Here is a 21,395-nt window from a genome sequence, read left to right on the forward strand (position 1 = left end):
ATATATATAAACTCATCTATCTATTTGTAGAATAGTACCTTAAACCTTTCTATATTCTATTATTAAACTACTTGCCCCCCTAAATTATGAAAGTCAGTATGAAAACTTTCAAAACGAAAGAAAAAAAACTTTCGTTTTGCCGAGTGATCGCATAAAATCGACTTCCAAACTCGGAACACCGAAACTAAACATTTAAAAATCGTCATAATTTTAGGAGCGAATTCGCAATGGCAGCTTTAGAAAACTCAATCGATTTATCTTCATACGGCATCAATAACGTTGCAGAGATAGTTTACAACCCTTCTTATGAGTTACTCTTTGCTGAGGAAACTAGATCCGACCTCACAGGTTGTGATAAAGGCACTGTTACCGAACTTGGCGCAGTTTCAGTAGACACTGGAATTTTTACCGGCCGCTCTCCAAAAGATAAATATATTGTTCGTGACGATACCACCCGTGATACGGTTTGGTGGTCAGATCAAGGTAAAAATGACAACAAACCAATGACACAAGAAACTTGGGCTAATCTTAAAGGTTTAGTAACTGAGCAATTGTCAGGTAAGCGCTTATTTGTTGTTGATACTTATTGTGGTGCAGATGAAGCTACCAGATTAAAAGTGCGCTTTATTACCGAAGTCGCTTGGCAAGCTCATTTTGTTAAAAACATGTTCATTCGCCCAACCGATGTAGAGTTGGAAACTTACGAACCAGATTTCATCGTAATGAATGGCGCAAAAGCAGTTAACTCTAACTGGCAAGAGCAAGGTTTAAATTCTGAAAATTTCGTGGCCTTTAACCTAACTGAACGTGTTCAGTTAATTGGTGGTACTTGGTATGGCGGCGAGATGAAAAAAGGTATGTTCTCAATGATGAACTACTTATTGCCACTAAAAGGCATTGCATCAATGCACTGTAGTGCAAACGTTGGCGAAGATGGCGATACCGCAGTTTTCTTTGGTCTTTCAGGTACTGGTAAAACAACCTTATCAACTGACCCTAAGCGCCAGCTTATTGGTGATGATGAACATGGCTGGGATGAAAACGGTGTATTTAACTTTGAAGGCGGTTGTTACGCAAAAACAATCAACTTAAGTAAAGAAAACGAACCTGATATCTATAACGCTATCCGTCGTGATGCATTGTTAGAAAACGTTACAGTTGATGAAAAAGGTCAAATAGATTTTGACGATAATTCAAAAACTGAAAACACTCGTGTTTCTTACCCAATTTACCATATTGATAATATCGTTAAACCTGTTTCTAGAGCTGGTCATGCAAAAAAAGTTATTTTCTTAACTGCTGATGCTTTTGGTGTATTACCACCTGTTGCTAAATTAACTCCAGCACAAACAGAATACTACTTCTTGTCAGGCTTCACCGCTAAACTTGCAGGTACTGAGCGTGGCATAACAGAACCAACACCAACATTCTCAAGTTGTTTTGGTGCTGCTTTTTTAAGTTTGCACCCTACACAGTATGCTGAAGTTTTACGTAACCGTATGCAAGCTGTTGGCGCTGAAGCTTACTTGGTTAATACCGGTTGGAATGGCACAGGTAAACGTATTTCAATAAAAGATACCCGTGCAATTATTGATGCTATTTTAGATGGTTCAATTGATGATGCTCAAACGCAAGTTTTACCTTTATTCAATTTAGACATTCCTACAAGCATTGAAGGCGTTGACGATAGTATTTTAGACCCTCGTAATACCTATGCAGAAGCAGAACAATGGCAAGGTAAAGCTGTTGACTTAGCCACTCGCTTTGTAAATAACTTTAATAAGTTTACTGATACAGATAATGGTAAGTCACTTGTTGCCGCTGGTCCAAAAGTATAACCAAACCTATTGCGCAATAGCGTAAACTAAAAAGCCGTCGAATATTCGACGGCTTTTTTATATCTTCAATATTGATATGATCACAGTATATATAAGCTATGATTTTTCCTAATTATTAGCCATGGCTAATGGGTAAGCAAACTTGTGCTTTTAAACCGCCTTCTTTTCGATTCGACAATTCAACTCGACCACTATGGGTGTCGACTATACGCTTGATAATAGCTAAACCTAAACCACTACCTTCACCACCTCGTGCTTCATCACCTTGAGTAAAGGGCTGAAACAATCGCTCAATATCAACGTCAGGGATACCCGGTCCTTCATCGCAAACACAAAAGCAAACTTCCTGTTTATCTTTGTCATAAGAAGTTGTCACTGTCACTTTACCGTTAGAATAACGTAAAGCATTTTGAATTAAGTTAGCTAAGGCACGCTTCATCGCAACGTAACGTAAAGGCACTTTAGGTAAAGATTCAGCATTAAAAATTATTTCACGATCTACTACGCTTTCTGACTGAACCACCTCGTCAATTAAAATGTTGATATCATCTAACTCAGCTTTGTCTTTGCTGTCATGACGAATATAATCAATAAACTGATCGATGATGTTATTCATGTCTTCAATATCGCCTTCAATGCCCTCTTTCAAAAATTCATCTTGTTGAGAAATCATTTCAGTGGCTAAGCGAATACGGGTTAATGGTGTTCGTAAATCATGCGATATACCAGCCATCAATAAATTTCGGTCGTCTTCAAGTTGTTTTATACCTTTCGACATACGGTTAAAAGCACGAGTTACCGCGACAATTTCAGTAGTGCCTCGTTCAGTTAGTGGCTCTGGAAAATCACCACGTCCAACATCAAGCGCAGCATGTTGTAAGGCACTGAGTGGGCGATTAAGTTGTCGAACAAAAACCCAGCCTCCAACGACACTTAAAATACCTAATATCATTAGCACAAAAATAAGCGGTGAAAAGTTTTCTTCTTCTAAGCCATTGATAGGTATTTTAACCCAATATTTAGGTGCTTGAGGCGGGCGTATCCAAAATAAATATTCATCTCCCTGGGAGATCCTAACTTCTGCTGGTCCCCCTAATAGATCAGACATTTCATTAGAACGAAAGGCATAATATACCGCATCTTGCAGACCTAGCTTCATTGCAGCGGCTTCACGATAAACACCGATACCAGTTTCTCGTTGAAACGCTTCTCCCATGGCAGGGCTTATCGCTTCATCCTCAATATCAATAAAAACCACCCGAACTTGCTTTGCTAATAGTTGGTTTACTTGTTGAGCATTCGGTTGAATGATATATATCGACATTGAGATGAACGACACAACTTGGTTAATTAATAACAAAACTCCAATTAAGAGTACTGTTTGACCAAAGGCACTGCGGGGTAATATTTTCATAAACCACTACTACGGTGAGAGTTTTTTCCATGCATTTTAAAGTCATACCACTGATGTTTTTGAACATTCGTTCTGGTGAAAATTATTTAAAGCAGCAAAACCTTACACAGTAAGGTTCATGGGTAAGCTGATAACGTGGGTATTTCAAAAATTAAGCAACAGATTTTCCTTCTGGCACAAATACATACCCTAAACCCCAAACGGTTTGTATATAACGAGGTTTTGCAGGATCTATTTCCAGCATACGTCGTAAGCGTGAAACTTGTACGTCGATACTACGCTCTAATGCAGAGTAGTCTCTACCACGAGCCAAGTTCATTAGTTTATCACGCGATAATGGCTCACGTGGATGGGTGATCAGCGCTTTTAACACCGCAAACTCACCACTAGTTAAAGGCATATTTACATCTCCCTTCACCATTTCTCGAGTAGCAAGATTGAGCTTATAATCTCCAAAAGAGATAACATTTTCTTCTTGAGAGGGTGCGCCTGGAGCTTCTTGCACTCTTCGACGTAGTACAGCTTTTATTCGCGCCAGTAATTCACGCGGATTAAAAGGTTTAGGCATATAATCATCAGCGCCAAGCTCTAAGCCAATAATACGGTCAACTTCATCGCCTTTCGCTGTTAGCATAACAATAGGAATATCATTGGAATTTTGGCGTAAGCGACGACATATTGATAACCCATCTTCGCCTGGTAACATTAAGTCGAGTACTAATACATGAAAATTTTCGCGCTCTAGTAGTCTATCCATTTGCTCTGAGTTTGCAGCACTACGCACAACAAAGCCTTGCTCAACTAAATACCTCTCCAGTAAAGCGCGCAAACGCATATCATCGTCTACTACCAAAACCTTCGGTGTTTCATGTCCCATAATATTCGTTCCACTTTTATTTTTAAACTTATGTTAACTATAAGTCATATTACTTCAAATATAAAAAACTGTGCAGTGCCAACCGGCTAGCATTTGTTACAAATTATGTTTCACATTGGTTTCGCTAATTGAATTACTTACTTTGGTTAATTATTGTGGGAGAATACGCGCATGAGAATTTGGAACCATTTTCACAAAGTCCCCCTGAGAGTTTTACGCATTAGTAAAAGGCGTAATATCATCCGACTAAAACGCAGTATGGTTAAAGTTAAAATAGCCTTAGCGCAAGAAAAAGTCGAAACAAGAGCAATGCTTAATATTTACAAACGCTACACAAAGCGTGATGCAAGTGCTGAAGAAATGCGTATTGCTAATCAACAATTTGTTGATATTTTAAAAGGTCTCGGCATTGGAATTTTCGCTATTTTACCCTTTGCCCCTATCACTATTCCGTTAATGATAAAAATTGGTCGCTTGGTTGGCGTTGAAATTTTGCCTAGTGCATTTGTCGATGACAAAAAACCACCTAAACTTTAACTTTAAACATTATTGTAAATAATTAATGGCTTGGTCAGTAACACACTGAGTAAAACTTTTTTTTCGCTCACTTCTTGATAGTTCGTTGATACTTTGCGTGACTAAGCGCATTTTTTGCTGCTTTTCCTCAGCAGGTAAGTTCGCCAATTGCTCATGAAAACACCCTTTCAAACCATAATTTAACGCGGTGTCTGATTTAGGTGACTCCCCAGCTAAACAGGTCATTAACTTTTCAGCTAAAGTGTTTTTATCCATTTGTGTAATTAACATTTTAATCGTTTGATTTTCATTTATTTGCTTTTGTTGCTGACAGCTAAATAGCATATCAGCCACTGCAACAACAGGAATAAGGGCTTCATGCTGAGCACCGAATCGTGCTTTTAACCATTGGTTTCTATCAAGTGTTTGGCTTTGTGTTGCATGCGAAGGTGCACTAAAAACGAGCAAAACGATGCTGAGTAGCAAGTAGTTAAAATCACTGTCTTTTTGACTAAATATTTTCTTGAACATATACAAACCCTAGCGTATTGAATGAATTAAATCTCTTAAAATGAACAGTAACTCAATGCGATAATCTTAGTGAATTTAGTCTCTGATGGTTAAACATAAACGGTCAAATTTTGTTAATACGCATTAACGTGGTTAAATAATGGCAAATAAAGCTTAACCATTGTTGATTATATCGTGATAAAAAAATTTAAAATATGCTGTTTTCTTATAACTGTCATGACTTTTTCAAGTCAGTTGTTGGCTACTGATAATGTTAACGCAAGTACTGCCACTAATACAATTGAGTTATTAGACCAGCACTTAAAAAACGAATTAGGTAACGTTGTGTACGTAGATTTTTGGGCCTCTTGGTGTATTCCATGCCGTAAGTCATTTCCGTGGATGAATAGCATAAAAGCGCAGTATCAGGCGCAAGGGTTAACCATCATCAGCATTAACTTGGATCATAGCCGAGCATTAGCCGATGAATTTCTAAAGGAATTACCAGCAAATTTCCCGGTTATTTATGATCCTAAAGGCTTAATAGCGAGAAAATATCAACTGAAAGGTATGCCCAGTAGCTTTATTGTTAACCGACAAGGGCAAATTGTCAGTGCACATGTCGGTTTTAATCAAATTAAGCAAGAAGCCTACGAAAGTGAGATCAAAACGCTTTTAAATGCGCAATAAAAGGCGTTATATAATCATAGCAAACTAAATTTTCTAACCTCAGCTATCTACTCCAATGCTCTAAACTCAATAGATGCTGTGAACCAAATTTATGATCTTTTAAAAACAAAAAGCGAGCTCAAGGCTCGCTTTTTTAATCGTTAATCATAAACTTAGAAGCTATATTTATAACCTAAAGTTACGCTACGTGGCTTACCGGCCATAATTGAACCATGTGCACGTGTTGCCATATATTCTTTATCAAGTAAGTTATCTACATTAAAAGTAATTTCTTGATTGTCTGCAATATTATAATGTGCAGCTAAGTCGACCACTGTTCGGCTCTTTATGGTTTCACTCGGTATGGTTGCACCTTGGCCAGCTGTTGTGCGCATTTCATCCATGTAACGTAATAAAATATCACTACGCCAATTTTCACCTAATAGACCAACACTAAATTGTAATTGGTTTGCTGGTACGTAAGGTAATTCATCACCAACAGCAACATTACCCCAAGTGTCTAAACCTGAGTCAAAGGCGTTTTGAAACTCTGTGTCGGTAAATGTATATGTTAAGTCGACAGGAATTGTGAATTCACCTGCGTTAAATTCATAACCTGCTTTAGCTTCTAGGCCTGAAACTTTAACTTCACCCGCATTGTATTGATTACCAATAAGCTCTTCGTCACAGCCTTGGCTTGCCGTACAGTTGCCATGCATGTTTTCGTAATCAGAATAGAAATATAAGGCTTCTGCACTTAACGCGCCTTGGTTAAAGCGCATGCCTAGTTCATAGTTAACACTTTCTTCATTTTCAGATTTATCGTTACCCGGTGCTGGTGGAGCGAAACCTTTTTGTACGCCACCAATAATAACTAAATCAGTATTTACACGGTAAGTAACAGCAAGTGACGGCAATAAAACATCAACATCGTTGCTAACATCTTTTGACAGTGGTTCATTTCTATCAATAACGCCTTTTGCCCAATCTTTACGCGATATGGTCATATCTTCGTAACGTAAGCCCGCATTTATAATGAAGTCACCTATCGTGTACTCATCATGAATAAATAATGCAATAGCTTTAGCTGAATCGATACGATTTGAGTCAGTACCTTGAATACCGGCATCAGTTAAGGTCATTTCATAATCAGTGTTATCTAAACTATAAGTATCAACCCACTGAAAGCGATCCATACTGTCTTCATGATAACGAGCACCAAATTTAACTTGATGTGCCCCAAAATCTGCATCTAAAACGGTTTGTATACCTTGAGATTCGTAAACACGGCTATTAGCTTTAACTTCAACACTGATCTCATCACTTCCGAATGTACCATTATCAAATGCAGACGCGTCATCAATGCCACCGTCACTTAAACTTTTATCATTAATCTTATTGGTTTTATACCAGTTGCGGCTGAATTCATTGTAGTAAGCTGAAGTACCTAAAACAAAGCGATCAGATAATTTAATGTGGTGATTTACTTGGAATTGTTTATGACTAGTATCCATGTTATCAAGTTGAGACGCTGAGTAGCGAGAGTATGGATTGGTTTTAAAATCACTCTCAGTTAAGCCCATATAAGTTTCATCAGAGTTTTCATCTGAATACTTTAATTTAAACTCTAACTCTTGGTAATATTTTGCATCGGCATCGCTATTAATAAGCACTTTCGCCATGATGTCATTTTTAACAAAGCCCGTGTCATCACCGGTATGATTTACATCTTTAAAACCATCAGCTTGATAGCGAAACACTTCGAACAATGACGATACATTTTTGCCAGCACCACCAACATAAGCATGGGCTTTAGCAAACCCGTCTTCGCCAGCACTTAAGTTTACTTGTCCTGCAAGGTCCTCGTTTGGAATACTACGAGAAATCATATTAACTACACCACCAGTTGTGCGTGGACCATACATAGCACTTGATGTACCTTTAAGCACTTCAATTTGCTGCATACGACCAGCAGTTGGGAAGTAGTAAGCAGATGGTGCTGAATAAGGCGCTGGAGCCGCCAATACGCCATCTTCCATAATAGTAATTTTTTCACTTCGGTTTTGACCAGTACCACGCATACCAATATTTGGTCGCAAACCGTAACCATCTTCTTCTAGTACATAAACGCCAGGGACTGACGTTAATGTCCGCATAATATCGGTAAAGTCGAATTTCTCTAATTCAGCTTGAGAAATCATGTGGGCACTGCCCGGTACATCATTTACCGCTTGGGCATTACCAAAAATAGCTAAATGCTCGATTTCATCAGCTGCTACAGCAGTATTCGCAATAGCACTAACAACAGATAAAGCAATCAAAGCAGGCTGAAAAAGAGGTGAAATTCGCATAAATAAACCTATAAAAGAGACAATTATTTTAATTGCCCGCATTTAATCACGAAACTAAATAGGAATCAATATCATTTGCATTATTTATTGTTATATTTTTTGATATATATAATTTCAATAAGTGCGGTAGTCGTTCTGTATTTTAAAGTCCCATAATATGGCGAATGGCTTCGTTTACCTGCGTTACATTAAACTTCTCTTCAACCATTGCGCGACTAGCATTCGCCATTCGCTGCCATAGTTGCGGGTTTTCTATAAACCAAATCATTCGCTTGGCCAATTCATCTACATTTCGAGTTGGCACTAACCAGCCATTTTCGCCATTAACTACCGTATCTCTGCAACCAACAGCATCGGTAGTCAATATGGGTCGTCCTATACTCATCGCTTCTAATACCGTTCTGGGTAAACCTTCATGATAAGAAGGTAATGTGTATATATGGCAGGCTTTTATATAAGGTTTAACGTTATCTGTTTCTCCTAAGTAATCTATATTTCCTTGGGCTTGCCACTGAGCGACTTCGCTAGCGCTGATTTTATCTGGCGAACTATCGTAAGGGCCTAACACTTGAAACTTAACGTTAGGGTAACTTTTTTTAACTATTTCAGCTGCGCCAGCAAATTCTCTTATGCCTTTATCACCTAACAAACGAGCAATCAGTAAAAAAGTAGTTTCTTGCTCAGGGAAAGGTTGCTGCTGATACGCCGTAATATCAACACCAGAGCCAAATACACGATGGCACTTTTTTTCATCCGCTAATTCTAATTCAACAAATAGCTGTCGATTATCTAGGTTTTGAAAAATAATACTTTTTGCATTCGCTAATGAGTATTTATATAAGCGTTTAACAATAACGTTAACGGCATTACGAGCAAAACCACCACTTTCAAAAGCGTAGCCAAGACCTGTGATCATAGCGTTAAAGTTTTTGAAGCCGATTAAACGAGCCGCAATCCCTCCCCAAATAATCGGTTTTATAGTATAAGCAAGCACGTGATCTGGCTGTAAAGTTTTTAAGGCTTTTTTAATCTCGAAGAGCGTTTTCAGGTCAGCAATCGGGTTTACGCCATTGCGCTCAACTGAATAAGGTTGAAAAGTAGCTCCAAGCGCTTTAATTTCGGCGATTACATCTATCGAAGCCTGTGCAGTCATCACCGTAACCTGATGCCCTGCGTTAACAAATTTACGGATCAAAGGTCCACGAAATCCGATAATTGAGTTGGGATACGCGCCAATAATTACTATTTTCAAAATACTACCTTAAGGGAGTTAAACGAATAAAAGTTTACGCCAGCTGGTATTAACGTTTTACCAAGGTCACCAGCTGAAACACTTTGCTTATGACCTTCTAAAGACAAAACGATTTAATTTTTGGCGTTCACTTGGGACTAAGCTAATAAAATAACTAAACACTGCATAAATAAAACCGGTCAACCCACAGGCGATAAACAGTCCAAACCAACTTGCTGATACATAATCTGAGACCAAGAATGCTGTCATTAAGGTCAGTAATATTGCGGGTATAGAATAGCGTAAAAACTCTCGATATAAATGCCACATGTTTAGCCCAATAACGCGGTATAAATAAACATTCACCATTAATAGCTCTCCTACAAATAGGGCAAATGCTGTTCCCATTGACGCACCAACCATACCTATTTTTTTCACCAATATAATCGAGATAATAATATTCGCCATTGCAGTTACCAGTAATAACAAACTGCGAATCTTATGTTTATTAAGCCCTTGTAATACCGCGTTAGTAGATGTTTGAGCTAGCACAAACATCAGCGGCACCATTGAAATTAATGCAACCCAATAGGCTTGTGAAAACTCAGCGCCAACAAATAATTGAATAAATAACTCACCAAAAGCAGCAAAAACTACAAAAACATAGCCTAGCACTATCATTTGATAGCGACCGATAATACAAAGTTGAGCCATTAGCACAGTTTTCGATACTTCTTGTTTAACCATTTGCACTATTTTTGGCGTAAATATATTAGAAATAGCGCTAGCAAAAGCAATAAAGCTGAAAAGCAATTGGCTTCCTATATTAAAGATACCCAAAGTTTTACTGTTCGTAAGCGTACCAATAATCAAGTTGTCTACGCGCCAATTAATTTGGTTAACAATGACATTAAGCGCAATAAAAGATGAATAAACAAATATCTCTTTCAAGGTGGCTTGGTCAGGTAGTTTTGCCTTAAATTCAATATCAATATTGCGTTTGATATACAAAAAACGAATGAGGCTATGGAGTAAGTTGGTTACAGTATCTACAACAACGATTGCCAACACACCAAAGCCGGCTTCTAAACAGCCAACAACAATTATACAGCGCGCAACAAATACCAATATTTCAGTGCTTTTTTGAAAACGAAAACGTTGATAGGTACTGATAATACCCGTCAGTGAATTACTCATTAAGGTAATCACGACATTAATTAACAACACTAAAAATGCCGACTGCAATAATTGAATTTCAGCTAACAACATTGACTGCTGAAATATCGTTGGCAATTTAAACCAAATAATTAAACCAATAGCGACAACACATAATGCCAAGGCACCATATATAACGACAATACTGCTGATAAATTCTGATTCTTTAGCTTTTTCGTTATTAGCTTGATATACAGACAAAAAACGAATGGTGGTATTTGCTAAACCAAACTCTAAGACAATTAAGTAGCCTGCTAACGCGGAAACCAAGCTGTAAATACCATAATCACTCACTCCTAAGTGATTTATAATAAAGGGGATTAAAAGCAAAGCAGCGACATTTCTAATGGCTATTGAACCATAACTTAATAAAATGCCATTACGCCTTTCACGGCTCAAGTTTGTCATTTAAGATTCTTTTCTGTATGTGTTGTAAACGATCAACATTAAAATAAAGTAGCTACTATATTTTCCTAAATTTTGCAGGCTAAAGCAGTACAACAAAAATACTAGAATAGGCAGCCAAGCTAAACGAAAAATATGGTTACTGGCTACACGGTTTCTTTCCGCCCTAAAGCCGAAGTAGATATAAGTCGCAAACAAAGTGAAACCTATTACACCAAAACTTATTATTATTTCAAGCAAGGTGTTGTGCGGCCCAACGACTTCATCAAATAAACCGGCCTGTAAAAAGTAATGGTTATAATATGTTAAGTAACCATTAATACCGGCACCAAACAACACAAAGTTATAAGGTAAATCAAGAAATAGTTGCAGGTAAGCTTGCAATATATCACTACGAGAGCCTGTTAAGTCGGATAAATTATTACCACTGAACCTAACAAATATATCTAAGTCTCCGATAAACGATGCTCCGCTTATCCAATACAAACAAAACAAAATCAACAAACAATTTAATAACAAAAGCAGACGAACAAACATATCGCCGATCGCTGAACGAAAATAAAAAATAAAATAGGTCAGTAAACTTAACGTCGCCACAATAAAAAAACTGCGAGATACAGTCAGTGCGCCAAATGCTAGCATTAGAAAAATAATGACAAAGGTAGATCTAGGTATATTTGCTCGAGGCACTATAGGTAAATAGAAATAAATCAGCAATAAACAGAACAACCCGAAGTTATTAGGATCACCCGCCCCACCTGAAAAACGGGAAATAGTACTTAATGACTGTGCTCCTAAAGGCACAAAATACTGCTGCATTAAACCAAAAAAAGTTGACGTTATAACACCACATAATAATGCAAAACGTAATTGTGAAAATGAACAATACTTATTTTTATCGAACAATAGCAAAGACGTAAAAATAAAGAAAACTGACCAACGCAACGTAACAAAAGAGGCCATTGCGGGGTTATATAAAATATGCATAAACTCATAAACGAGTACCAACAACATCAATAACAAACCAGGCTGTGAATACTGAGTTTGAGCAACATGAGTCAGCAAATATCGACCGAACATCGCCAAAAAAATACACGTGAGTAACGAAATTGAAATATATGGTGATTGGGTAAAGACCTCAGTACAAGGCAGTAAAAAAAAGGCAAGTTGAATACTACGCCCAAACGGCAATAAAAAAGCACAGGCTACACCAATCACAACAACACATAATAACAATGGCGCACTATTCGTAATGCCATACAATGCGACCAATAAGCCACATAGCACAATTTCAACATTCAGTAATCGTGCTAATTTATGAACTATCATTCAAGGGCACGCGCGTTGTAAATATTGGTTAACTGCGCGAGTACACTTTCAGTAGAGAAGCCTCTAACAAAAAAAGCATCAGTAATTTTTTCAGGAGGTAAGTCAACAGAAGGCAATTTATTTAACTGCGTAAGCCAAGGAGAAAGATCATCAAGTGAGTTAAATGAAATTAATTCGAGCCCCATATCAGACGCTTTCACGATGGTATTGGAAATTAAACACGGTAAAGCGGCAGCTTGAGCTTCTAATAACGCCACCGATATACCTTCGAATAATGACGGCATAATAAAGCTGTCGGAAACTTGTAATAGGTTTGGTATTTCAGGTGTTGCAGGTAATAAAGTAAAACGAGATTGTAAGTTTTTTTGCTGTATTTTTTCCAAAAAATCTATTTTTAATGGCCCTTCACCTACACAAACAAAATGTACTGATGGATCGAGGCTTTTATCTTGCGCTAGTTGTAATAAGAACTGATGATTTTTAACGATTGAAAAGCGACCAACATGTAGCACTAGTTTTTTATTGTTCGGTAATGAAAACTGTTTTTTTATTGCTTGATGATCGCTAGCTTGTGCTAAATAACGTTGCACAGAAATAGCATTGTTAATCACCGTAAAGGGTTTGTTACCATATAAAAACTCCCCAGCTTGTTTACCACACGCTAAATGTACATTACTTGCACGAGTAACTAAGGCTTTAAAAAGTGCCATAAATGGCAACAAAAACTTATTTTCAACACCGCTAGTATGAGAATGACAAACCCGCACTTTTACACCCTTTTGCTTAGCAAGCCAAAGTAGTACGCCATTTTTAAAGCTATTATGCACATGCACAACATCATAACTTTGTGTATCTGACAGGATTTGGTTCACCGCTTTTAAATGCTGAAAAGGCTTTTGCTTAATGGTAGGAATAATATGAATATTACCCCCAAGCGCTAAGATTTCTCCTCTTAATGGACCATCATTAAAACTGATAAAATCAAATTGGTATTTATTAGCATCTAAGTGGCGAAACCAATTCATCACCACAGACGATATTCCACCTAAGGTTAATGCAGGAATAACCTGCAGTATTCTAATTTTTTTCATGGCGTAAATATGCATCCAAATAACGCTGACGCGTGGCTGACAAACTGTAGCCACGATGATCGAATTGTTGGTCGATAACAGCTTTACTGACCGGAGCTAATAAGGCTTGTGCTTGAATAGCTTTAGACCATTGTGCAAGCGGCTCACTCAAATCAACAAAGTGACATAGCCCCAAACCAATATCCGCTTCTTGAGGAATAGCCGCCGATAACACACAAGGTAATCCCGCGGCTTGTGCTTCAAGCGCTGCTACACCAAGACCTTCACTTTTTGAGGTCATCACCATAACATCAAATAGAGACAACAATTGTGCAACATCGGCTCTTTTACCCCAAAACCTAACGTGTTTTTCAATTTTCAAACGTATAACGCTTGCTTGTAAGCTTTCAAGTAACTCGCCATCTCCAATTAAGTGCAAACAAATATCCTGCCGCTCTTGCACTAATTCACTGATCATAACTAACAAAAAATCATGATTTTTTACTGCATAAAAACGTCCAACACAAACAATATTAAGCAGATTTGGATCAAGTCCAAATTGCACCTTTTCTTCTGTGCCACTATCGTGTTTATGTCTTATTTTACGAAAATCAAAAGCATTGGGTACAACATCGAACTGCGCTTTTTTGGGATTTTTACCGTACAGAAAAAATCCTGCATCAGTTGAAATAGCAAAACGAGTGGTGGCAAACATAGCACTTAATAAACGTCCTACTGACAACATAACCCTAGAGGATAAGTTATTCGCACCGGTGCTAGTATTACGAGCATGGGTTATTCTCGCTGAAATACCTGCCAAAAAAGCAATAAAAACACACAAGCCAGAATAGTAAGAGGTATGAGCATGCAGCGCGGTGTACTGAGGTTTAGTTTTTAATAATTGATACAATTGCCAAAGATTTTTTACGATACCATCGCGCGGGCTATCAATAACATGAATGGTACCTCCTTTGGCAATAACTTCATCAGCAAAGTAACAATGCTCATCAGTCATAATAACAAAGTCATTCAACAATACATCGGCATCTTGGCTACGAAATAAATCCATAATGCGGCTTTCTGCTCCGCCAAGATTTAAATTCATAAAAACATGCAAAACACGCTTTTGCGCAGTTTTATTCAACATAATATTATTCAGCCTTTATAAACGAACTTGGCTGGAGATAAAACTAACATGAGGTGAGCAGCAACGTAATAAATGATATAAACGAACAACAGCGTGCATAAGGAGACTTAGATATGAAAATCAATTTGTTATTATTGTACTGTTCAATTTACTCCTGTTATATTGGAAAATAAAGTCAAAAAGCAAAAACGGAACATTGCAGCTTTCAATTTCCTGAGTGCTGACTACTTATTATGTATAAAATAATCAAACGAACTATCGATATATTAGCGAGCTCAATAACGCTAATTCTACTCTCACCCCTATATTTCATTGTTGCTCGCAAAGTCGCTAAAAACTTGGGTAAACCTGTGCTATTCAGTCAACAAAGGCCAGGGTTGAATGGCCAGATATTTATCATGAAAAAGTTCCGTTCCATGCGCGATGCGCAAGACAAAAACGGTCATGTTTTACCTGACGAAGAGCGTTTAACGCCCTTTGGCATAAAACTAAGAAATTCTAGTCTCGATGAACTGCCTGGACTTTGGTCAGTATTAAAAGGCGATATGAGCCTAGTTGGACCAAGACCCTTATTAGTTGAATACTTGCCCTTATATTCCACAAAACAAGCCAGAAGGCATGACGTGAAGCCCGGTATTACAGGTTGGGCGCAGGTCAACGGCCGCAATGCTATCAGTTGGCAAGAAAAGTTCGAGCTCGATATTTGGTATGTCGAAAATCAATCTTTATGGGTAGATATTAAAATTATATTCCTCACCGTTAAAAAAGTATTTTCACAAGCGGACATTAGCGCCGAAGGGGAAGTAACAATGAGTAAGTTTACAGGCCAATTATGAAAAAAAATAAAATCTTAGTTATTATTGGTGCTGGTGGCCATGGTCTTGTTGTTGCCGACTGCGCTTTAAGTATCGGTCACTATAGTGACCTTATATTTCTCGACGATTGTTTAGAAAAACTTGACGATAAAAGCCCATGGCAAGTATCTGGGCCGATAGCGAGTTGGCCTAATTATAGCGAAAACGCTGATTTTATCGTTGCTATTGGCAATAACACAATGCGCGCGAGTTTATTACAACAGCTGTCTGCTAAGCATTGTTGCATAGCAACATTAATTCATCCTACGGCCTTTGTTAGTCAACACAGTACTATCGGACAAGGCGTGGTTGTTTTTGCCAATGCCGTGGTAAATATTGGTGCTCGTATCGACGAAGGCTGTATTATTAATACCGCCGCTACTATCGATCATGATTGCCATATTCAAGCTTGTTGCCATATTTCTCCAGGGGTTAATATCGCTGGTGGGGTTAATGTTGGCAAAGGCTCTTGGTTAGGAATTGGAAGTTGTGTTGTCGAGTATATTACGATTGCTGAAAACACCCAATCTGGCGCAGGGGCGGTGCTAACCAAGTCTACCCAAAGTAATCAACTTTATGTCGGGGTTCCTGCCCTAGCTGTTCGTTCACTTATTTAAATTTTATAGGATCACCCGTGCTCAATACCCAACTATCTCCATGGCCTAGCTTTAGCGAAGAAGAAATTGCAGCTGTGAGCCAGGTATTACGATCAAATAAAGTTAACTACTGGACTGGCGAACAAGGGCGAAAATTTGAAAAAGAATTCGCCGCATACACCGATAGTAAATATGCCGTTGCCGTCGCCAATGGCACTTTAGCATTAGACTTAGCTTTACATGCATTAGGCGTTAGTAAAGGTGATGAAGTTATTGTGACTTCAAGAACTTTTATCGCTTCAATCAGTAGCATTATCAACGCGGGTGCCACACCCATTTTTGCCGATGTAGAACTTGATAGCCAAAATATCAGTGCCGCCACAATCAAAGCGGTTCTCACTCAAAAAACCAAAGCTATTATTTGTGTTCACTTAGCCGGTTGGCCTTGTGAAATGGACGATATAATGGCACTTTCAAAGCAAAATAGTCTTTATGTTATAGAAGATTGTGCACAAGCACATGGCACAAAATATAAAGGTAAGTCCGTTGGTAGCATCGGGCATATCGGTGCTTGGTCATTTTGCCAAGATAAAATAATGACCACAGGTGGAGAAGGAGGCATGCTCACCACCAATGACGAAGAACTCTGGCGCAAAGCATGGGCTTTTAAAGATCACGGAAAGTCTTATGCCGCCGTTTATGAAAAACAGCACCCTCCTGGTTATCGTTGGTTACATGAAAGTTTTGGCACCAACTGGCGACTCACTGAAATGCAATCAGCTATTGGCCGCATTCAGCTTACACGTATGCCCACTTGGACTAAGCTACGTAATGACAATGCTGAAAAAATATTTCAAGTATGTCGACAATATCCTTGGTTAATTGTACCAAGAGTACCCGACAATATCGTACATGCTTATTACAAATGTTATGTATTTGTTGATAAAAACAAGCTACCTAAGGGTAATTCTCGTGACAACATCATCACCACCATTAACGAGTTCAATGTGCCTTGTTATTCAGGTAGCTGTTCAGAAGTTTATAAAGAAAAAGCATTCGATAACACCGATTTACAACCTAAAGTGGCGTTAAAACATGCACAACTCCTCGGTGAATCAAGTTTAATGTTTCTAGTTCATCCAACATTGACCAATATCGAAATGAATAACGTTTGCCAAGCTCTGACCCAAGCACTTGATAATATTGATAACAATACATAGGGCGCTGTGTCGATAGTTAGTATTTACATCATTTGTTAAATTAAGTAATGACAATGTAACTATATGTTGCAAGAATACCTACCAAAGATCGTTGATGCAGTTTGCATTAAAAACGGCGTGTTGTAGGGTATATTTTCATGGTTAGAAGAATTGACTTAATTCCAAGTTCAATTAAGTTGTTATTGGCATTAATATACGATTTATTTTCATTGGCAGTAGCATTTTATTTTGCTTATATCATTCGATTAGGCATCGAAAATATTGATTTCTCCCGCAATGAAAACATTGCATTTATTGCGGTGGCAACATCAACACTGGCGCTATTTTATACCTTCGATGTGTACAGCTCTTTTGTACGGTTTTTTAATGCAAAAGCCTTTCTTAAAGTTCAAATATTATTGATTATCGCCTGTGCTATTTTCTATTTAAGTGACTTTGTATTCGACACCTTTATCCCACGATCAGTCCCTATTGTTTTTTTTGTGCTTGCAAGCATACAAATTGCTGGAGCGAGAGCTTTAGTGAGTTTAATTTCTAGAAAACATCTATTTGATGAACGTGAAGGTGTCGTCATTTATGGCGCGAGCAGTGCTGGCAGACAACTGGTGCATGCATTATCTCAAGGTAATAAATATCAGCCATTAGCATTTTTAGATGAAAAAAAACGCTATGTGGGCCGCAGAGTGTTAGGGCTAAAAATTCATTCTCATCAAAATATAGCAAAGCTGATCAAAAAGCATGGTCAGTTCAAAGTATTAATTGCAATACCCACCGTTGACCCCGCTCGCTTGAAACAAATAGTTGCTCACCTAGAGCCATATGCACTCGAGTTATTAATTGTGCCTGACATGTCAGATATCGTATCAGGTAAACGTAATATCGATGAACTAAGAGAAGTTTCAGTTGATGAATTACTGGGTCGTAAACCTGTAAAACCTATTGCTAAATTACTGAGCGCAAATATTACCGACAAAGTCGTTATGGTTTCTGGGGCGGGTGGTTCAATTGGTAAAGAACTGTGTAGGCAAATAGTACTAAATAAACCTAAAGCATTGATATTACTCGATGTTAGCGAAGCCTTATTGTACGAAATTCATCAAGAATTAAGCGAAACATTAGCCGAGAAGCAAAATTCCCTGCATGTTGAGCCATTAATAGGCAACGTGCAAAACGGCATGTTAATGAGCCATATTTTTAATAAGTACAAAGTACAAACTATTTACCATGCCGCTGCATACAAACATGTACCTATGGTTGAGAACAATGTTATTGCGGGTGTAACTAATAACGTTTTAGGAACTTACGAAATAGCCCAAGCAGCCATTTATTGCGAAGTAGAAACCTTCGTACTTATTTCTACTGACAAAGCGGTAAGACCCACCAATGTCATGGGAGCAACTAAACGACTAGCAGAGTTAGTTCTGCAAGGTTTTGCTAAAAAAGACCATAACACGCGCTTTATTATGGTGCGCTTTGGCAATGTATTAGGCTCATCGGGTTCGGTAGTACCGCTATTTAAAAAGCAGATCAAACGTGGCGGTCCTATAACAATTACTCACCCCGATATTATTCGTTATTTTATGACTATTCCTGAAGCAGCACAGTTAGTTATTCAAGCTGGAGCAATGGGCACTGGCGGAGATGTTTTTGTATTAGACATGGGTAAACCGGTAAAAATAGTCGACCTAGCGTATAAAATGACGCATTTAATGGGTTTAACCGTTAAAGATGAAACAAATCCCCTTGGAGATATTGCAATAGAGTTCAAAGGTTTACGCCCTGGTGAAAAGCTTTTTGAAGAATTACTTATTGGTGATCAGGCTAGCAAAACCCAACATCAACGTATTTTAACCGCCAACGAGCGATCATTGCATCATAGTGATGTCGCAAAAATAATCGATCAACTAAAAGATGCGATGTGTGAGGAAGACGAAGCTAAAATTCGTCAAATCCTGATCGCAGCTCCACTCGACTATAAGCCAACAGTTGAAACTATAACGAAAGAAAAAGCACAACTGCGTGTTTGTACTCATGTCGCGTAAATTTATTCACTGAGTTTACGCAGCATGCCTATTGTTTTTGTGGTGGTTTCATCAACATTAACCATGCGCTAGCGTAATCAGGTAAATCTTTATTGGCTTGATGGTAATCTTCCCAGCCAAAATAACTATCGACTAATAAGTCGAGCTGAAATAAATTATTATCAAATGCACCACCTTGATCTGAAAGTACGCCTAAACGCGATATTTCTTCACCTGCTTGTTTATAACTCACCATAAACAATTTGCCTAAGCCTAGCTGATCAACATTACCGGCAAAAGAAACTTGTGGCCTGATCGCAATTTTACTCTCAAGTGTTTCTCCATAACCCATGATGCTGGGGACTTCTGAAAAATACCAATAACGTGCTTGGTCACGCTTCCCTATTGCATAGTCGTAAGCAATGCCGTTATTACGATGCACATTAAAATAGCGTCGTTGACCATTAACTTCTACAACACCTGTGCCCTGCAACAACACATCATGTAGCGCTTCCTCAGTTAGCCAAATTAATGCTTTAGCTAATTTTTTTTCTTCTAACACGCCAGCAATCACTTCTTGGCGAGTAAATTTATTGCGCGTAATAGTGAGGTCATTGTTCGCCTCAGCTAACGTTAAGCCTGTTTCATCATAAGGTAGCGAATACAACGCCTGATTATACACAGCGGTTTTAACATCACTGGCGATCAATAATTTGGTGTAATACTTGGTTAAAAATATCTTGTCTGTAGGGATCGCATTTAACATGCTACTTTTTCTAGCATTCGTGCTTTTTAACGCTATTTTAAGCGCCGTTGCAATATCAGGAGTCCAACGGTAAAAATCAAAATGAGTCGTTAAAAACTCTTGATCATGTAAACGACTTTGGCGCTTTGCCCGCACATCTTCTCGATACGTTTGGCAAATAAATTCAAGCGTTTGCTCTACTTTGACAAGCGTCACGCTTTCATCAAAAACTTTACCCGCATGAACAGCAAAGTTATCTTCAGTGAACTGGTTTAAATAAGACTGGGTTTTATCTGCTACATCGCATAACTCGCTGGCTTTGAAACTTGCCATTTTTCCAAGCTTAGGAGCTTTATCAAGATTAAAAAATCCAGCTGGAGCTTGGGCAAAAGTATGAAAAGATATCGCTATAACAAGCAATAAAGAAAAACAAAAACGCATAAGAAAAATCACTCAATGAAACCTAGCCCCATGGTATGACAATCTCAAAAACTACGCTAGCGTAGACGGATATAAATAAGGATTAAATGCACCTTGATATTTTTTGTTACTAAATTCAATTATCAGTCATAGCCTTTTATTTTCCATTATGGGATAGTGATATTTGATAACAAATTCAATCAGCTTGCGCAGCTCACTTGTTATAAATTCATCATGGATGATGCAGTGAAAAAGGACAGACACAATGCGTTTAAAAGGGAAGTTAATTAAATGGCATACAGATAAGGCTTATGGCTTTATTGCGCCAAATGGCGGTGGTAGCCATGTTTTTATTCATAAGTCGGCTTTTGAAAATCGACAAAGAGAACCACAAATTAAAGACGTGATTACCTTTTCAATCACCAAAGATTCAGACAATAGATACTGTGCTAGTGAAGCAACATTTTCAGGTGAGAAATTAAAAATAAAACAGCCAAAAAAAATCAATCTATTCTCAATTTTTTTATCACTCAGTTTTCTTGCTGTAATAATAATTGCTTCGTTTTTAGTTTATTTACCGCAAAAAATCATGCTGTTCTATGTTGTGCTAAGCGTTATAACCTTCCTAACTTACGCCTTCGACAAATCAAAAGCTCAGCGTAAAGTTTGGCGAATATCTGAAGGTACTTTACACATACTTGCATTAGTTGGTGGTTGGCCAGGCGCAGCATTAGCTCAACAACTGTTGCGACATAAGTCATCAAAACGTGAATTTAGAAATGTTTTTTGGCTAACCGTGATCATTAACATGGGTGCGCTAATTTGGTTACTTACAGCAACGGGCACTAAATTTTTAGCGATGTTTAATTAAGCTTTTAGCGAAATGAATTTGTGACAATAAAGCCAGTGATATAAATCAATAATTCATGAGATTTATATCACTGAAATAATTTTTACCAGCTCTCTA

18 protein-coding genes are annotated in these 21,395 nt (G+C 38.0%); 8 read left to right on the forward strand and 10 right to left on the reverse strand.

Annotation, left to right across the window (positions count from 1 at the left end):
* Positions 1–227: 227 nt before the first annotated feature.
* Complete coding sequence (pckA, locus tag H4J50_RS05860) at positions 228–1,838, forward strand: phosphoenolpyruvate carboxykinase (ATP) (RefSeq protein ID WP_182255055.1); 1,611 nt, start codon at positions 228–230, stop codon at positions 1,836–1,838.
* A 115-nt stretch (positions 1,839–1,953) separates the two neighbouring features.
* Here pckA and envZ read toward each other — a convergent pair whose 3' ends face one another.
* Both envZ and ompR read right to left on the reverse strand, forming a co-directional pair.
* Positions 1,954–3,252, reverse strand: a complete 1,299-nt coding sequence (envZ, locus tag H4J50_RS05865; protein WP_108454641.1) for a two-component system sensor histidine kinase EnvZ — start codon at positions 3,250–3,252, stop codon at positions 1,954–1,956.
* 151 nt (positions 3,253–3,403) lie between these two features.
* On the reverse strand, positions 3,404–4,129 hold the full coding sequence (ompR, locus tag H4J50_RS05870; RefSeq protein WP_108454640.1) for a two-component system response regulator OmpR: 726 nt from the start codon (positions 4,127–4,129) through the stop codon (positions 3,404–3,406).
* A 171-nt stretch (positions 4,130–4,300) separates the two neighbouring features.
* On the opposite strand from ompR, the gene H4J50_RS05875 reads away from it, so the two are divergent.
* Complete coding sequence (locus H4J50_RS05875; protein ID WP_108454639.1) at positions 4,301–4,666, forward strand: hypothetical protein; 366 nt, start codon at positions 4,301–4,303, stop codon at positions 4,664–4,666.
* Positions 4,667–4,675: 9 nt separating this feature from the next.
* Here H4J50_RS05875 and H4J50_RS05880 read toward each other — a convergent pair whose 3' ends face one another.
* Positions 4,676–5,176 carry a hypothetical protein gene (locus H4J50_RS05880; RefSeq protein WP_182255057.1) on the reverse strand — a complete coding sequence of 167 codons (501 nt, stop codon included), beginning with the start codon at positions 5,174–5,176 and terminating at the stop codon, positions 4,676–4,678.
* 216 nt (positions 5,177–5,392) lie between these two features.
* On the opposite strand from H4J50_RS05880, the gene H4J50_RS05885 reads away from it, so the two are divergent.
* Positions 5,393–5,845 carry a TlpA disulfide reductase family protein gene (locus H4J50_RS05885; RefSeq protein WP_182255059.1) on the forward strand — a complete coding sequence of 151 codons (453 nt, stop codon included), beginning with the start codon at positions 5,393–5,395 and terminating at the stop codon, positions 5,843–5,845.
* Between the two features lie 152 nt (positions 5,846–5,997).
* Here H4J50_RS05885 and H4J50_RS05890 read toward each other — a convergent pair whose 3' ends face one another.
* The 6 genes from H4J50_RS05890 to H4J50_RS05915 all read right to left on the reverse strand — a co-directional run bounded on the left by H4J50_RS05890 (position 5,998) and on the right by H4J50_RS05915 (position 14,572).
* Complete coding sequence (locus tag H4J50_RS05890; protein WP_182255061.1) at positions 5,998–8,175, reverse strand: TonB-dependent receptor domain-containing protein; 2,178 nt, start codon at positions 8,173–8,175, stop codon at positions 5,998–6,000.
* A gap of 142 nt (positions 8,176–8,317) precedes the next feature.
* Positions 8,318–9,427: a glycosyltransferase family 4 protein gene (locus H4J50_RS05895; protein WP_220466106.1), complete on the reverse strand. Its 1,110-nt coding sequence runs from the start codon at positions 9,425–9,427 to the stop codon at positions 8,318–8,320.
* A gap of 87 nt (positions 9,428–9,514) precedes the next feature.
* Positions 9,515–11,029 (reverse strand): oligosaccharide flippase family protein, encoded by a 1,515-nt coding sequence (locus H4J50_RS05900; protein ID WP_182255063.1) that lies wholly within the window; start codon positions 11,027–11,029, stop codon positions 9,515–9,517.
* Positions 11,030–12,355, reverse strand: coding sequence for an O-antigen ligase (locus tag H4J50_RS05905; RefSeq protein WP_182255065.1), 1,326 nt, complete (start codon positions 12,353–12,355; stop codon positions 11,030–11,032).
* Positions 12,352–13,446 (reverse strand): glycosyltransferase, encoded by a 1,095-nt coding sequence (locus H4J50_RS05910; RefSeq protein WP_182255067.1) that lies wholly within the window; start codon positions 13,444–13,446, stop codon positions 12,352–12,354. Before H4J50_RS05910 ends, H4J50_RS05905 begins: the two co-directional genes overlap by 4 nt.
* On the reverse strand, positions 13,433–14,572 hold the full coding sequence (locus H4J50_RS05915; protein ID WP_182255069.1) for a glycosyltransferase: 1,140 nt from the start codon (positions 14,570–14,572) through the stop codon (positions 13,433–13,435). The genes H4J50_RS05910 and H4J50_RS05915 overlap by 14 nt, the downstream gene beginning before the upstream one ends.
* 233 nt (positions 14,573–14,805) lie before the next feature.
* Between H4J50_RS05915 and H4J50_RS05920 the strand changes: the two genes are divergently transcribed.
* The 4 genes from H4J50_RS05920 (at position 14,806) to H4J50_RS05935 (ending at position 19,284) form a co-directional block, all read left to right on the forward strand.
* Entirely contained in the window at positions 14,806–15,408 is a 603-nt protein-coding gene (locus H4J50_RS05920; RefSeq protein WP_182255071.1) for a sugar transferase, read from the forward strand.
* Positions 15,405–16,043: an acetyltransferase gene (locus H4J50_RS05925; protein WP_182255073.1), complete on the forward strand. Its 639-nt coding sequence runs from the start codon at positions 15,405–15,407 to the stop codon at positions 16,041–16,043. The genes H4J50_RS05920 and H4J50_RS05925 overlap by 4 nt, the downstream gene beginning before the upstream one ends.
* A 17-nt stretch (positions 16,044–16,060) precedes the next feature.
* Entirely contained in the window at positions 16,061–17,242 is a 1,182-nt protein-coding gene (locus H4J50_RS05930) for a DegT/DnrJ/EryC1/StrS aminotransferase family protein (RefSeq protein WP_182255075.1), read from the forward strand.
* 137 nt (positions 17,243–17,379) lie between these two features.
* Positions 17,380–19,284, forward strand: coding sequence for a nucleoside-diphosphate sugar epimerase/dehydratase (locus H4J50_RS05935; protein ID WP_182255077.1), 1,905 nt, complete (start codon positions 17,380–17,382; stop codon positions 19,282–19,284).
* A 28-nt stretch (positions 19,285–19,312) separates the two neighbouring features.
* Here the strand turns inward: H4J50_RS05935 and H4J50_RS05940 are convergent, their stop codons facing one another.
* Positions 19,313–20,461 carry an MltA domain-containing protein gene (locus tag H4J50_RS05940; RefSeq protein ID WP_310733256.1) on the reverse strand — a complete coding sequence of 383 codons (1,149 nt, stop codon included), beginning with the start codon at positions 20,459–20,461 and terminating at the stop codon, positions 19,313–19,315.
* Between the two features lie 232 nt (positions 20,462–20,693).
* On the opposite strand from H4J50_RS05940, the gene H4J50_RS05945 reads away from it, so the two are divergent.
* A complete protein-coding gene (locus H4J50_RS05945; RefSeq protein WP_182255079.1) occupies positions 20,694–21,299 on the forward strand; it encodes a DUF1294 domain-containing protein in 606 nt (201 codons plus the stop codon).
* Positions 21,300–21,395: the final 96 nt, after the last annotated feature.

The sequence above is a fragment of the Colwellia sp. 6M3 genome, from assembly GCF_014077595.1.
GTDB lineage: Bacteria > Pseudomonadota > Gammaproteobacteria > Enterobacterales > Alteromonadaceae > Cognaticolwellia.

Coding starts and splice junctions, on each gene's coding strand:
- pckA (WP_182255055.1), top strand. CDS start 228: ATGGCAGCTTTAGAAAACTCAATCGATTTATCTTCATACGGCATCAAT.
- envZ (WP_108454641.1), bottom strand. CDS start 3,252: ATGAAAATATTACCCCGCAGTGCCTTTGGTCAAACAGTACTCTTAATT.
- ompR (WP_108454640.1), bottom strand. CDS start 4,129: ATGGGACATGAAACACCGAAGGTTTTGGTAGTAGACGATGATATGCGT.
- H4J50_RS05875 (WP_108454639.1), top strand. CDS start 4,301: ATGAGAATTTGGAACCATTTTCACAAAGTCCCCCTGAGAGTTTTACGC.
- H4J50_RS05880 (WP_182255057.1), bottom strand. CDS start 5,176: ATGTTCAAGAAAATATTTAGTCAAAAAGACAGTGATTTTAACTACTTG.
- H4J50_RS05885 (WP_182255059.1), top strand. CDS start 5,393: ATGACTTTTTCAAGTCAGTTGTTGGCTACTGATAATGTTAACGCAAGT.
- H4J50_RS05890 (WP_182255061.1), bottom strand. CDS start 8,175: ATGCGAATTTCACCTCTTTTTCAGCCTGCTTTGATTGCTTTATCTGTT.
- H4J50_RS05900 (WP_182255063.1), bottom strand. CDS start 11,029: ATGACAAACTTGAGCCGTGAAAGGCGTAATGGCATTTTATTAAGTTAT.
- H4J50_RS05905 (WP_182255065.1), bottom strand. CDS start 12,355: ATGATAGTTCATAAATTAGCACGATTACTGAATGTTGAAATTGTGCTA.
- H4J50_RS05910 (WP_182255067.1), bottom strand. CDS start 13,446: ATGAAAAAAATTAGAATACTGCAGGTTATTCCTGCATTAACCTTAGGT.
- H4J50_RS05915 (WP_182255069.1), bottom strand. CDS start 14,572: ATGTTGAATAAAACTGCGCAAAAGCGTGTTTTGCATGTTTTTATGAAT.
- H4J50_RS05920 (WP_182255071.1), top strand. CDS start 14,806: ATGTATAAAATAATCAAACGAACTATCGATATATTAGCGAGCTCAATA.
- H4J50_RS05925 (WP_182255073.1), top strand. CDS start 15,405: ATGAAAAAAAATAAAATCTTAGTTATTATTGGTGCTGGTGGCCATGGT.
- H4J50_RS05935 (WP_182255077.1), top strand. CDS start 17,380: ATGGTTAGAAGAATTGACTTAATTCCAAGTTCAATTAAGTTGTTATTG.
- H4J50_RS05945 (WP_182255079.1), top strand. CDS start 20,694: ATGCGTTTAAAAGGGAAGTTAATTAAATGGCATACAGATAAGGCTTAT.